The organism is Phyllobacterium bourgognense (genome assembly GCF_003337575.1).
GTDB lineage: Bacteria > Pseudomonadota > Alphaproteobacteria > Rhizobiales > Rhizobiaceae > Phyllobacterium > Phyllobacterium bourgognense.
This window is the reverse complement of the sequence record NZ_QPJM01000001.1, coordinates 596,513-608,908: the sequence shown is the minus strand read 5'-3', so window position 1 is coordinate 608,908 and position 12,396 is coordinate 596,513. Positions and strand designations below refer to the sequence as shown.

Genomic DNA, 12,396 nt, shown 5'->3' with positions numbered 1-12,396 from the left:
CTCCCCACAAGGGGGAGGGCAAGGAACGTCGAGTATTTACTCGGCCGCGACGCCTTTTTCTTCCTGCGAGATAGTGCTCGCCTCGTAACCGTGTGCTTCCTTCAATGCCGCACGCACGCCAGCCTCATACTCAGGATGAACACGGCTGAAATGTACGAGCTGGCGCTCTATGATTACCCCCGGGACGCCATCCATCGCTGCGGCAATGTTGGAGAACAGGCGCGAGCGCTGACCGGCATCGAACAGGTTGAACAAGGCCGTCACCTGGCCGTAATCATCATTGCCGATTCGGTGATTATAGCGGCCCGCATCACCCGAAAGCTTCAGAGGCGGTTCCTTCGCCGATGGCTGTTCTGCAGCACCGGAGAAGCTGTTCGGCTCGTAATAAGCGTCGACATTGCCGGTCTTCTGGCCGAAGAAATTCATCTGGCCATCCTTGTGGTAATGATGGACCGGGCATTTCGGCTGGTTGACGGGGAGCGCTTCGTAGTGCGTGCCGAGGCGATAGCGATGGGCGTCCGCATAGGAGAAGACGCGGGCCTGCAGCATCTTGTCCGGCGAGTGGCCGATGCCGGGCACGACATTGGAAGGCGAAAACGCCGCCTGCTCGATCTCGGCGAAGTAGTTGTCGGCGTTGCGGTTGAGTTCCATGACACCGATTTCGAGCGGCGGGAATTCACCGTGCGGCCAGACCTTCGTCAGGTCGAACGGATTGTATGAGGTTTGTTCCGCCTGTGTCTCGGTCATGATCTGGACCTGGACAGTCCATTTCGGGAACTCGCCGCGCTCGATGCCGCCGAACAGCTCTTCCTGATAGGATTCGCGTGACTTGCCGATGAGTGTCTCGGCCTCGGCATTGGTGTAGAACTTGTGGCCCTGCTGCGTCTTGAAGTGGAACTTCACCCAGAAACGCTCGCCCGCATCGTTCCAGAACGAATAGGTGTGGGAACCGTAGCCGTTCATGTACATCGGCGCGACGGGCAGGCCGCGGTCAGACATGAGGATCGTCACCTGATGCAGGCTTTCCGGCGACAGTGACCAGAAATCCCACATGGCTGTGGTGGAGCGCATATTGGTGCGCGGATGACGCTTCTGCGTGTGGATGAAATCGGGGAACTTCAACGGATCGCGGACGAAGAAGACCGGCGTGTTGTTGCCGACGAGATCCCAATTGCCTTCGCTGGTGTAGAACTTCAGCGCAAAGCCGCGCACGTCACGCTCGGCATCGGCTGCGCCAAGTTCACCAGCAACCGTGGAAAAACGCAGAAGCAACGGCGTCTCGGTGCCGGGCTGCAGAGCCTTGGCCTTGGTGTATTTGGAAATGTCGCCGGTGATTTTCAGTGTGCCGAACGCGCCCCAGCCCTTGGCGTGAACAACACGCTCAGGGATGCGCTCGCGATTCTGATGCGCAAGCTTTTCCAGGAGCTGATAATCGTCCAGCAGAACAGGACCGCGCTCGCCGGCGGTTCTGGAATTCTGGTTGTCGGATACCGGTGCACCGGCGGTTGTCGTCAATGTTGGACGGTCAGCCATTGGCTTCTCCTCGAATCTCGCGTTCTGACAATAGGAACCGCAGGCGCGCTTGCGCAGCCACGTTCTCAACCACACCATAGAACCTTTCTAATCATAGTTTCCAATTGATTTTAGAATGATTATTGATAGGATTTACTTATCATGTTTTCAGTTCGCCAAATGCGCTATTTCGACATTCTCGCCAACACGCTGCATTTCCGCAAAGCTGCCGAGATGGCACGCATATCCCAGCCTGCCCTTTCGGCACAAATCGCCGAAATGGAGCTGCTGCTGGGAGCCACGCTGTTTGAGCGGACACGGCGAACGGTCGTCCTTACGGAGATGGGCAGGCGTCTTCTGCCGCGTATACGCGGCATTCTCGATGAAATTCGCTCGCTCGAAGAACTTGCGGGTCAGAGGCGTGGTACATTGAGAGGGCGGCTGCGACTTGGCATTATTCCGACGATTGCGCCTTATCTGCTGCCGCTGCTGATTCCGGATCTCCGCGAAGCCTATCCCGAGCTTGCGATCGAGCTACGTGAAGCCGTTACCTCAAAACTGGTGGAGGATCTGCGCCTTGGCGATCTCGACGCCATCATAGCCGCCCTACCGATCGAAGGCGACGGTACGGTCGCTAAACCCCTGTTTCGCGATCGTTTCCTCATCGCAACCTCCAACAATGATATCGACGTTCTCACCTCGCCCATGACTCAGGAACACGTGGCGCTTGAGCGGCTGCTTCTGCTTGAGGAGGGTCATTGCCTGCGCGATCAGGCGCTTGCCGTGTGCAGCAATGTGAAGCAGCGCCAATTGGTCAATTATGGCGCGACCAGCATGGCGACGCTGCTGCAGATGGTCAGCCACGGCATGGGACTGACGCTGATCCCCGAGATTGCCGTGCGTACCGAAGCCAGCCGCAATAACGTACGCATCGTTGCTTTTGCCGATCCGGAACCGTCACGCGAAATCGGCTTGATCTGGCGCAGGCAGAGCGAGCGGCGCGAGGACTTCGAAGCGCTGGCGATTACAATCGTCGATTGCAGTCGCCGGTTGATGATTTCGGCGGATGAACTGGACGAACTCGCCGCTTAGAGCAATTCCAGAATTGCTCTAACACTTTGTTTGACGCAATTCCGATTGGTAAAACCGGTTCCCACTTTTCCTGGAATTGCTCTAGACCACAGGCGGGACGGCGAGGTGCAGGGCCAGCATGACCCACAGAGCCCCATTGAGGATAAAGCCGAGGACGAAGATCGGCTGGCGCAGGCGCAGGCGGTTGGATGTTATGTGCACACAGGTGTGGGCCACACGCATTGCCACAAAACACCAGGCGATGATTACGGCAACCAACGTGGCGCCGTTGACCGCATAGAGCGCCAGGCAGACGACATAAAACAGCATCGGCAATTCGTAGAGATTGATCAAATTGCGAACCGTCGCAACGCTGGCCTCCGGCTCTTTGAGCGGGACCTTGAAATCCCTTGCACTGGCTTGGCCGCTGAGAACGGCTTGCCGACGGCGCAGCATAAGGACGGCATAGACACAATAAATAAGGAAAGTCAGCGCGATCATCGGCCAGAAAATTGCGGTTTGTGACATGGTCCCTCCTGTTATTCGTTTATACGTTCTTTTCAGGGATGCGATTTGTGCGCAAGCCCGGTATTGCCTGCAGACTGGTTGCCAGATGATCGATGAAGGCGCGCACCTTGCGCGGCAGGAAGCGAGCAGTCGCATAGACCACGTGCACATCCATCGGCGCATAGGCATAGTCCGGAAGAATCCGAATGAGCTTGGCCGAATCAAGCAGTGATTGGACCAGGGGCACTTGCGCCCCTCCGATGCCGAGACTAGCGCACAGAGCTTCGTTCAGAACAAAGGCGTTGTTGGCGAGGAACGTAGAGCGGATTTGCGCTACGAGAGGGCCATGAGGGCCGATCAGGGGAATCGATTCGCCCTGTGGTGACCATGAGAACCGGATGTAGCGATGCTGGATAAGGTCGTCCGGTGTCCGGGGCGTGCCGTGGGCAGCGATATAATCCGGAGAAGCCACGAGAATGCGTTCGAATGTGGCAAGTTTTCTTGCGATCAGATCGGAGGATTTCAGATCGCCGAAGCGGATCGCTACGTCGACGCCCTCCGCAATCAGGTCAGCAAAGCGATCATCGAGCACAAGTTCAATCGTGAGGTCCGGATGCAGGCGCTGAAACTCGATGATTATGGGCGAAAGATGCATCTGGCCAAAACCAACAGGACCATGAACGCGAAGGTTTCCGCGCAGCGTCGTGGATAGTTCGCCAGCGCTTTCTTCCGCCTCGTCCACCGCCTGCAGGATTTGCCGTGCATGCTGGTAGTAGGTTTCGCCACCTTCGGTAAGCGCCAGCTGGCGCGTAGACCTGTGAAAAAGACGCACGTCCAGATGTCGCTCCAAAGCTGCCACCTGCTGGCTGACTGCCGGCTGGGTCAGACCGAGTTCGCGCGCCGCTGCAGATAAAGTACCAAGCTCCGCAACACGGACAAACGTCTTCATCGCTGCGAATCTATCCATCACTACCTCAAAGAATTTCTTATGAATGTTATCATCTTGTGGCACCTACGCAAAGTTGTATGAATGGGTCATATCTGTTTCAGAATTTGAAACGGAGATTTTAAAATGGCCAAAAAAGCAGTTGTCGTTGGTGCCAATGGTATTATTGGTGGCAATCTGATTTCGCATCTTGTCGAACTCGGTGACTGGGAAATTATCGGCCTGTCGCGCCGCGGCGGTGCCCCAACCGAGAAAGTCGGCCACATTGCGGTCGACTTGCTCGACACGGCGGAAGTCAAAGCGAAACTCTCACACCTCACCGACGTGACCCATATCTTTTACGCGGCCTATCAAGACAGGCCGAGTTGGGCCGAGCTTGTGCCGCCAAACCTCGCCATGCTGATAAATGCAGTGAACGCAATCGAGCCGATCGCACCCGATCTCCAACACATCAGCCTGATGCAGGGTTACAAGGTCTATGGCGCACATCTCGGGCCGTTCAAGACACCGGCGCGCGAGACCGATGCCAATCACATGCCGCCGGAATTCAACATCGATCAGCAGGATTTTTTGGAAGCGTTGCAGAAGGGCAAGAGCTGGACCTGGTCGGCACTACGGCCGTCGGTCGTCGTGGGCTTTGCGCTCGGCAATCCCATGAACCTTGCTTCGGTGATCGCCGTCTATGCCTCGATATCGAAAGAACTCGGTATTCCGCTGCGCTTTCCCGGCAAACCCGGCGCCTATGACAGTCTGCTCGAAGTGACGGATGCCGGGCTTTTGGCGCGGGCTACTGTTTTCATCGCAACGAACCGGCATTGCGGCAACCAAGCATTCAACATCAACAATGGCGATCTTTTCCGCTGGAGCGAGATGTGGCCAAAGATTGCGCGGTTTTTCGATCTGGAAGTCGCACCACCACTCCCCATGTCATTAAACATCGTCATGTCGGACAAGGAGGATTTATGGAACCGCATGATCGAGAAGCACGGTCTTGCAAAGACACCCTACAAAGATGTGTCGTCCTGGGGCTTCGGCGATGCGGTCTTCGGCTGGGATTATGATTTCTTTGCCGATGGCTCCCGGCTGCGGCGGGCCGGGTTCTATGAATATATCGATACGGCGGAGATGTTCATGCGCGTCTTCCGCGACCTTCAGGAACGCAGAATAATTCCTTGATTTGGGCCCTACTCGGTAAAGGGCTCGCCCTGCCGCCGTGGTCTGTCGTAGTTCAGAAAGAACTCGTCGAGCTGTGGCGGCGGAACATTGGTGCCTGCAAGCATGGCATGCGCCTGCCCTCGGTGATGGATCTGGTGCACAAAAAGGTGGGATAGCAAGAGGTAGATCGGCTCTTGCGAGGTGTCGCCAGTCCCCCATGTGATCGATACGATCTTGTCGAGGTCTTCGGGTTCGATATCGTCACAGAAGCCGATGAGGCTGCTATCGAACTCAGTCTGCGCCTGCTTCAGGTCCGAAGCTTTGGGATAGGGTATGTCACCCACCAGACCAATGTTCTTGCGCCCTTTGCCAATCATATCGGCCATGTAAAGGTGATCGACGATGAGATTGTGGTTCAACGTCAACTGAATGGATGGAAAGAAGCTGGTACGCTCTTGAGCAAACTCGGCGTCGGTGAGTTGCTCACACGCGCCGAGCAGACGGAAATTCGACCAGGCGCTGTTGCGCGCCATGGCCGAGAAGTGATTGCGAAGGGCGATATCAGACATTTCCCTTCACTTTTGATCAGTTGCCGCCCGGATAGTTCGGGCTTTCGCGGGTGATGGTGACATCATGGGTGTGGCTTTCGCGCAGACCTGCATTGGTGATGCGAACGAATGTAGCCTTTTCGCGGAATTCTTCCAGATTTTTTGCACCGACATAGCCCATGGATGCTCTGAGACCGCCAGCAAGCTGATGCAATACGCCGGAAACTGGACCCTTATAGGCGACCTGGCCTTCGATGCCTTCCGGCACGAGCTTCAGTTCATCGCGTACTTCGGCCTGGAAGTAGCGATCAGCCGATCCCCGCGCCATGGCGCCGACAGAGCCCATGCCGCGATAGGCCTTGAACGAGCGGCCTTGATAAAGATAGACCTCGCCGGGGCTTTCCTCCGTGCCGGCAAGTGCCGAACCTGCCATGGCAGCGGACGCACCTGCGGCAAGTGCCTTGGCGAAATCACCGGAATATTTGATGCCGCCGTCGGCTATGACCGGAACATTCGATTTATGCGCTGCTTCGACCGCAGACATGATTGCGGAAAGCTGCGGCACGCCAACACCCGCGACGATGCGCGTGGTGCAGATCGAGCCTGGTCCGATACCGACCTTGACCGCGTCGGCGCCCGCATCGATCAGGGCTTGCGTTCCCGCGGCAGTTGCGACATTTCCGGCAATGATACGCACGGCATTCGACATCTTCTTGGCGCGGGTAACCGCATCGAGAACACGCTGTGAATGGCCGTGAGCGGTATCGATGACGAGAACGTCAACGCCGGCAGCAATAAGCCGCTCAGCCCGCTCGAAACCATCTTCACCGACGCTCGATGCGGCGGCGACGCGAAGCCGGCCTTGTGCGTCTTTGGCGGCATTCGGGTTAAGCCGCGACTTCTCCATATCCTTGACCGTAATCAGGCCAACGCAATAACCCTTGTCGTCTACAACCAGCAGTTTTTCGATGCGATGCTGATGCAAGAGGCGCTTGGCCTCTTCGTGCTGGACGTTGTTCTCACGGACCGTGATCAGGTTCTCGCGCGTCATCAACTCGTAGATTTTCTGGGCAGGATCGGAAGCAAAGCGCACATCGCGATTGGTGAGGATGCCGACGAGACGGCCCGGCTTGCGGCTGCCCTCACCGGAGTTCTCGACGACAGGAATGCCGGAGATGCCATGGGCGCGCATCAGCGCCTGCGCATCGGCGAGTGTCGCGTCGGGGCCAATGGTAACGGGATTGACGACCATGCCGGATTCGAACTTCTTGACCTGCCGGACTTCTTCGGCCTGCAATTCAGGTGTCAGATTGCGGTGAATGACGCCCATGCCGCCTGCCTGCGCCATGGCGATGGCGAGGCGCGACTCGGTGACTGTATCCATCGCTGCTGATAACAACGGCAGGTTGAGTTCGATATCGGGAGCGATGCGGGTGCGAATGTCGGTCTGGCCGGGCATGACCTCGGAGTGACCTGGCTGGAGCAGAACATCATCAAATGTCAGTGCCAGCGCGCCTGTCGCGGATTCAACGATTTTTGCCATGACCAATTTCCTTGCAATACGGGTAATACGACTAAAGGGCGCACCACGGTGGTGGAGCGCCGATCAAGTTCTGTTCAAGTGAATTGGCACGGGCTGGTAACATGGATATGTCGGTTTGAAAAGATCAAAACGCAATTACTGGCATTCCAACCGTCACCAGGCCCACAATATTGTAGCAATATCCGGCACCAAAGCGCTGGAACTGCACTTGCGGGTCAATTCATTCAAACGTCGAATTGATAGGTAGCCGGCACGAATCGATAACCCGTTTCCTGCTTTTCGGCAAAACCCACGCCAGGGAATGGCATGTGGTAGCCGATGAACGGGACCTTGTCGGCCGCTATCATGTCGAACACCTTCTTGCGTGTTGCCGCGCCCATGGCCTTGTCGGTGTCGAAGGCAACTTCCCAATCGGGGCGCTGCAATGAGGCGACGTAGTGATTGGCGGTGTCAGCAGTCAGGACAAGATGCTTGCCGGCCGATTCGACGTGGAAAATCATGTGGCCCGGCGTATGGCCATAGGCCGCTTCGCTGGTGATGCCGGGGACGATCGCATCGCCCGCCTTGATGAAGGTGAACTTTTCGGCAAGTGGCTTGACCTTGGCATTGACACCTTTGGCATTGGTTTCGGCTGGAGTACCCGCACGCGCAGCGTCCGTCCAGAAGTCATACTCAATCTGCCCGCCCACGTAACGCGCATTGGGAAAGCCCGGCGTCTCGCCATTCATCAGGCCGCCGATGTGATCGCCGTGCATATGGGTTATGACAACAAGCGTCACCTGGTCTGGCGTATAGCCGGCGTCTTTCATATTCGCCTCAAGCTGGCCAAGACCATTCTCGCGGCCGCCTGCACCAAAGCCCGTGTCGACCAGCACCAGTTCTGACCCGGTGTTGATCAGGACCGGGGTGAAGCCGTTGACCATCTTGGTTTCCGGCAGAAAATTGGCGCGCATCAGTTCAGCGACTGCCTCCTGGCTCTGATTGGCACCGAAGGTTGGAAACGGACCATCGCCGGGGCGTAGCCCGTCAAGCAAGGTGGTGATCTCGAAATCGCCCAGGTTGAAGCGTTTGAAGCCGGGGGATTTGATCTCCGATTGTGGAACACCCGCCTCCGCGATGTCAGAAATCATCTGCGACATTGCCAATCCGCCGGCCATGGCGCTTGACGCGAGGAAAAGGTTGCGGCGGGAAATCTCGAATGCAGACATAGGATTATCTCCTTCGGGCAACGATATGCAACGCGGCAACGTCGGCGCTGCCGCTCCGTTCCTGCTGAATAGACCAAAAATCGACGCATCTGGATCACTTCTGATTGATCGCCGCTTGAGCCCCGGCATGGCGAGTGCTATCGGAACTCGCAAGGCCCTCGAGTCCCATAAAACGAGATTCAGCGCCTGCTTTCTCACCACCTGAGAACTGGAATTCAACTTGAACCGCATCGTTCCGCTCGTCCTGGCCGTCGCCCTTTTCATGGAGAACATGGACTCCACCGTTATCGCGACGTCGCTGCCAGCGATCGCTGCTGATATCGGCACCAGTCCGATCGCTTTAAAACTGGCCCTGACCGCATACCTCGTCTCGCTCGCGGTCTTCATTCCTGTCAGTGGCTGGATGGCCGACAGGTTCGGTGCAAAGAATGTCTTTCGTGCTGCCATTGTTGTTTTCGTTCTCGGATCCATCGCCTGCGCCGCCTCGGGCTCGCTCCTCGAATTCGTTCTATCGCGCTTCCTGCAAGGTGTAGGCGGCGCGATGATGACGCCTGTCGGCCGTCTCGTGCTGGTGCGTTCAACGCCGCGCAATGAACTTGTCAGCGCCATGGCATGGCTGACAATGCCGGCGCTCATCGGTCCGCTTATAGGGCCACCGGTTGGCGGTTTCCTGACGACCTATTTCAGCTGGCACTGGATTTTCCTGATCAATGTTCCGATCGGTGTCCTTGGAATCATCATCGCCACACGCTATTTGCCTTCCATCGAAACCCTGGTGCAACGGCCGCTGGACATTACCGGTTTCTTTTTAAGCGGCATCGCCGCCTCGGGCATCGTCTTCGGCCTCTCCGTCGTCAGTCTTCCAGCGCTTCCGACATGGGTCGGCATGGCGACGCTTCTGACCGGCATCGTTTCCGCTGTTCTTTATCTTGTCCATGCGCGCCGAACGGCTGAGCCGTTGCTTTCTCTCAATCTTCTGGACAATCCGATATTCAGAGCGGCAATCGTCGGCGGCAGTCTGTTCCGCATCGGCGTCGGGGCAATCCCGTTTCTCCTGCCGTTGATGTTTCAGATCGGTTTCGGCCTGACGCCCTTTCAATCTGGAATGATCACTTTCGTATCCGCACTCGGCGCCATGAGCATGAAGCTTGTTACAAAATGGTTCTACCGGAAAACCGGCTTCCGCAATTCGCTGATGTACGGATCGTTCGTCGCTGCGATATTCGTCGCGGTCAACGGGTTCTTCACGCCGGAAACGCCCTATTGGTTGATGATCCTGCTGCTTCTCGTGGGTGGATTTTTCCGTTCGCTGTTCTTTACGGGGACAAACGCTCTCGCCTATGCCGATATCCCCAACGAGCAGACGAGCCAGGCAACGCCGATCAGTTCAGTCGCCCAGCAGATTTCGATGGCCCTTGGTGTAGCCGTCGCCGGCGGCATTCTCGAGATTACGACCAAGATACACGGCGGGCCGCTGCAGCTCTCCGATTTCCATATCGCCTTCTTTGTCGTGGCGGCAATTTCGGGTTTGGCCTGCCTGTCGTTCAGGGGTCTGCAGCCTGACGCGGGTTCAGAGGTTTCAGGTCATCGGCCGCTGATCAAGGTGGCAGCACCAGCGGAATAGCGGGCAGTCACACAGAAAGAGTTAGCCAATCGAATCCCGGTCATCAGGTAATCCCTTGAAGTCCCTCGCCAGCAAATAAAGCTCGACGGATTCCGCACGTGATGCGGGGGGCTTCACGTGGTGGACGGACTTGAAATGCTTTTTCAGCAAGGTGAGCACTTCATTTTCAGTCCCGCCCTGAAATGTCTTGGTGAGAAAGTGCCCGCCGGGTCGCAAAACGGAGACGGCGAAGTCGGCGGCGACTTCGCAAAGGTGGGTCGTGCGTATGTGATCGGTACGGCGGTGGCCGGTCGTCGGTGCAGCCATGTCCGACAGGACGATATCCGGTTGGCCGCCGAGTGATTCCATGAGCCGGTCCGGTGCTGCGTCATCGAGAAAATCCATCTCAAGCAAGGTGACGCCCGGCAATGGGTCGATGTGCAGATAGTCGATGCCAACGACCGTTGGAACGTCTTCCGGGGAGCCTACGATCGAAGCCGCGATCTGGCTCCAGCCACCGGGAGCGGCGCCAAGATCGATAATGCGCTGACCTTTTTTGAGGATTTTGTAGCGGTCATTGATCTCGATCAATTTATAGGCGGCGCGCGAACGATAGCCGTCGGCCTTGGAGCGTTGCACATACGGATCGTTGATATGACGCTCGAGCCAACGACGCGACGATTCCTTGATCGTGCCGGCCTTCTTCTTGATTTTGGTATGCAGACCGCGCGTGCCTGTGCCGCCGCGTCCCCCTGTCGTCGTCTTAGCCATAAGGGCCCCTATTCCTGGGTCATGCGGTTGCGCGCAACCAGCGATTGCGCCACGCGCCATCACGCGACATGAGTTCAGTCAAAATACCTTCGCGCAACCCGCGATCGGCAACGCGCAATTTCTGGCTGGGCCAGACGTTGCGGATAGCATCAAGGATGGCACAACCGGCAAGAACGAGATCGGCACGATCAGCACCAATGCACGGATTGGCAACCCGTTCATCGAAGCTCCACGACAGGAGCTTGCTGGTCATTTCCGTGACGTCATCGTTCTGCATCCAGATACCGTCGATGCGGCGGCGATCGTAGCGCTCGAGACCGAGATGAATACCGGCGAGCGTCGTGACCGTGCCAGATGTGCCGAGCAGATGAAAGTTCTGGCTTTTAACGAGATCGCCGAGCTTGTGACGCTCGGAGAAATCGTTGATCAATTCGGCAACATGATCGACCATGACCGCGAAGTTGTCGGTGGTCACATCACGCCCGCCGAAGCGTTCGGCCAAGGTGACCACGCCGACAGGAAGCGACGTCCAGGCAATGATATGTTCTGCAAGCCGCGGCGAGCGGCGCTCGGAAACATCGATCAGCGCGATCTCCGAGGAACCGCCTCCGATATCGAACAGCACGACTGCGTCGGTTTCACGCTCGACCAGCGTGCCACAGCCGGATACTGCAAGACGAGCTTCGGTCTGGCGATTGATGATCTCGAGCTCGAGCCCGGTTTCGCTTTTCACCCGCGCCAAGAACTCCTCGCCGTTCGACGCCTGACGGCAGGCTTCGGTGGCGATAAGCCGGGCGCGGCGCACATCGTGGCTCTCAAGTTTGTCGCGACAGATCTTCAGCGCCTCGATAGCGCGATCCATCGCGTTGTCGTTCAAGCGGCCGGTCGCGCCGAGCCCTTCACCGAGGCGGACGATACGGGAGAAGGCATCGACGACGCGAAACTGGCCGGGGCGGGTGGGTGACGCCACTAGAAGCCGGCAATTGTTGGTGCCAAGATCGAGCGCGGCATAGAGCGGCGCTCCAAAATGCCTGGATGGGAGCCGCTGCGTGGCTTGAACCGGAGCTGCCGGAGACGGCTTTACTGTCACTATTGGCGGTATCGTATCGGCAGGTTTGATGCCGGCGCGGCCCCGACGACGAAAGCGATTGGGCCGCCGCTTCTTGGCGGCTTTGGCCGGAGTATTGGCAGGGGGCGAAACGCTCGAGACAGCAACTGCCTCGGTCGAAGCAGACGCCTGTTTCGACTTGCCGCGCTTTCTGCGGCGCGCACGTTTCTTATGGTTCTTGTCGAAGCGTCCTTCCAGGGAATCGGATTGGCTTTCCTGCCTGTGACGTGCAGGATCCCCATACGGTCCGGGCCCATTCTTGGTGGGACCTTTAGTGCCGTTCAGCACCATGTCACCACCAGACGCCCCTCCATTCGGCGCGATTGGTGCGCCTCTCTCGGGGTCTTTCAAAGTCTTATCCTTCGAGCGCCGCGCGAACCGATAAGGACGCAAGCTGGACGCTTTTCAATTAACGTTGGATACA

The 12,396-nt window shown here is 57.4% G+C and carries 11 protein-coding genes; 3 read left to right on the top strand and 8 right to left on the bottom strand.

From position 1 onward, the window contains the following. Window positions 1-36 precede the first annotated feature (36 nt). A complete protein-coding gene (gene katA, locus C7476_RS02895; protein ID WP_114428366.1) occupies window positions 37-1,533 on the bottom strand; it encodes a catalase KatA in 1,497 nt (498 codons plus the stop codon). Window positions 1,534-1,674: 141 nt separating this feature from the next. On the opposite strand from katA, the gene C7476_RS02890 reads away from it, so the two are divergent. After that, entirely contained in the window at window positions 1,675-2,604 is a 930-nt protein-coding gene (locus C7476_RS02890) for a hydrogen peroxide-inducible genes activator (protein ID WP_114428365.1), read from the top strand. 81 nt (window positions 2,605-2,685) lie between these two features. Here C7476_RS02890 and C7476_RS02885 read toward each other — a convergent pair whose 3' ends face one another. Both C7476_RS02885 and C7476_RS02880 read right to left on the bottom strand, forming a co-directional pair. Beyond that, the gene (locus C7476_RS02885) at window positions 2,686-3,111 is read right to left on the bottom strand and encodes an MAPEG family protein (RefSeq protein WP_114428364.1); all 426 of its coding nucleotides are present in this window, start codon (window positions 3,109-3,111) and stop codon (window positions 2,686-2,688) included. 19 nt (window positions 3,112-3,130) lie between these two features. Next, entirely contained in the window at window positions 3,131-4,057 is a 927-nt protein-coding gene (locus tag C7476_RS02880) for a LysR family transcriptional regulator (protein ID WP_114428363.1), read from the bottom strand. 105 nt (window positions 4,058-4,162) lie between these two features. Here C7476_RS02880 and C7476_RS02875 point away from each other — a divergent pair, with 105 nt between their 5' ends. After that, a complete protein-coding gene (locus C7476_RS02875; RefSeq protein WP_114428362.1) occupies window positions 4,163-5,212 on the top strand; it encodes an SDR family oxidoreductase in 1,050 nt (349 codons plus the stop codon). 8 nt (window positions 5,213-5,220) lie between these two features. Here C7476_RS02875 and C7476_RS02870 read toward each other — a convergent pair whose 3' ends face one another. From C7476_RS02870 to C7476_RS02860, 3 genes are all read right to left on the bottom strand, one after another. Beyond that, complete coding sequence (locus C7476_RS02870) at window positions 5,221-5,760, bottom strand: DinB family protein (protein WP_114428361.1); 540 nt, start codon at window positions 5,758-5,760, stop codon at window positions 5,221-5,223. A gap of 16 nt (window positions 5,761-5,776) precedes the next feature. Next, window positions 5,777-7,282, bottom strand: a complete 1,506-nt coding sequence (guaB, locus tag C7476_RS02865) for an IMP dehydrogenase (protein ID WP_114428360.1) — start codon at window positions 7,280-7,282, stop codon at window positions 5,777-5,779. Window positions 7,283-7,506: 224 nt separating this feature from the next. Then, the gene (locus tag C7476_RS02860; protein ID WP_114428359.1) at window positions 7,507-8,490 is read right to left on the bottom strand and encodes an MBL fold metallo-hydrolase; all 984 of its coding nucleotides are present in this window, start codon (window positions 8,488-8,490) and stop codon (window positions 7,507-7,509) included. Between the two features lie 220 nt (window positions 8,491-8,710). On the opposite strand from C7476_RS02860, the gene C7476_RS02855 reads away from it, so the two are divergent. Continuing rightward, a complete protein-coding gene (locus C7476_RS02855) occupies window positions 8,711-10,114 on the top strand; it encodes an MFS transporter (RefSeq protein WP_114428358.1) in 1,404 nt (467 codons plus the stop codon). 21 nt (window positions 10,115-10,135) lie between these two features. On the opposite strand, the gene C7476_RS02850 is transcribed toward C7476_RS02855, so the two are convergent. Both C7476_RS02850 and C7476_RS02845 read right to left on the bottom strand, forming a co-directional pair. After that, window positions 10,136-10,864, bottom strand: a complete 729-nt coding sequence (locus C7476_RS02850) for an RlmE family RNA methyltransferase (protein WP_114428357.1) — start codon at window positions 10,862-10,864, stop codon at window positions 10,136-10,138. A 19-nt stretch (window positions 10,865-10,883) separates the two neighbouring features. Next, window positions 10,884-12,323 (bottom strand): Ppx/GppA phosphatase family protein, encoded by a 1,440-nt coding sequence (locus tag C7476_RS02845; protein ID WP_245426045.1) that lies wholly within the window; start codon window positions 12,321-12,323, stop codon window positions 10,884-10,886. Between the last annotated feature and the right edge of the window lie 73 nt (window positions 12,324-12,396).

Coding starts and splice junctions, on each gene's coding strand:
- katA (WP_114428366.1), bottom strand. CDS start 1,533: ATGGCTGACCGTCCAACATTGACGACAACCGCCGGTGCACCGGTATCC.
- C7476_RS02890 (WP_114428365.1), top strand. CDS start 1,675: ATGTTTTCAGTTCGCCAAATGCGCTATTTCGACATTCTCGCCAACACG.
- C7476_RS02885 (WP_114428364.1), bottom strand. CDS start 3,111: ATGTCACAAACCGCAATTTTCTGGCCGATGATCGCGCTGACTTTCCTT.
- C7476_RS02880 (WP_114428363.1), bottom strand. CDS start 4,057: ATGGATAGATTCGCAGCGATGAAGACGTTTGTCCGTGTTGCGGAGCTT.
- C7476_RS02875 (WP_114428362.1), top strand. CDS start 4,163: ATGGCCAAAAAAGCAGTTGTCGTTGGTGCCAATGGTATTATTGGTGGC.
- C7476_RS02870 (WP_114428361.1), bottom strand. CDS start 5,760: ATGTCTGATATCGCCCTTCGCAATCACTTCTCGGCCATGGCGCGCAAC.
- guaB (WP_114428360.1), bottom strand. CDS start 7,282: ATGGCAAAAATCGTTGAATCCGCGACAGGCGCGCTGGCACTGACATTT.
- C7476_RS02860 (WP_114428359.1), bottom strand. CDS start 8,490: ATGTCTGCATTCGAGATTTCCCGCCGCAACCTTTTCCTCGCGTCAAGC.
- C7476_RS02850 (WP_114428357.1), bottom strand. CDS start 10,864: ATGGCTAAGACGACGACAGGGGGACGCGGCGGCACAGGCACGCGCGGT.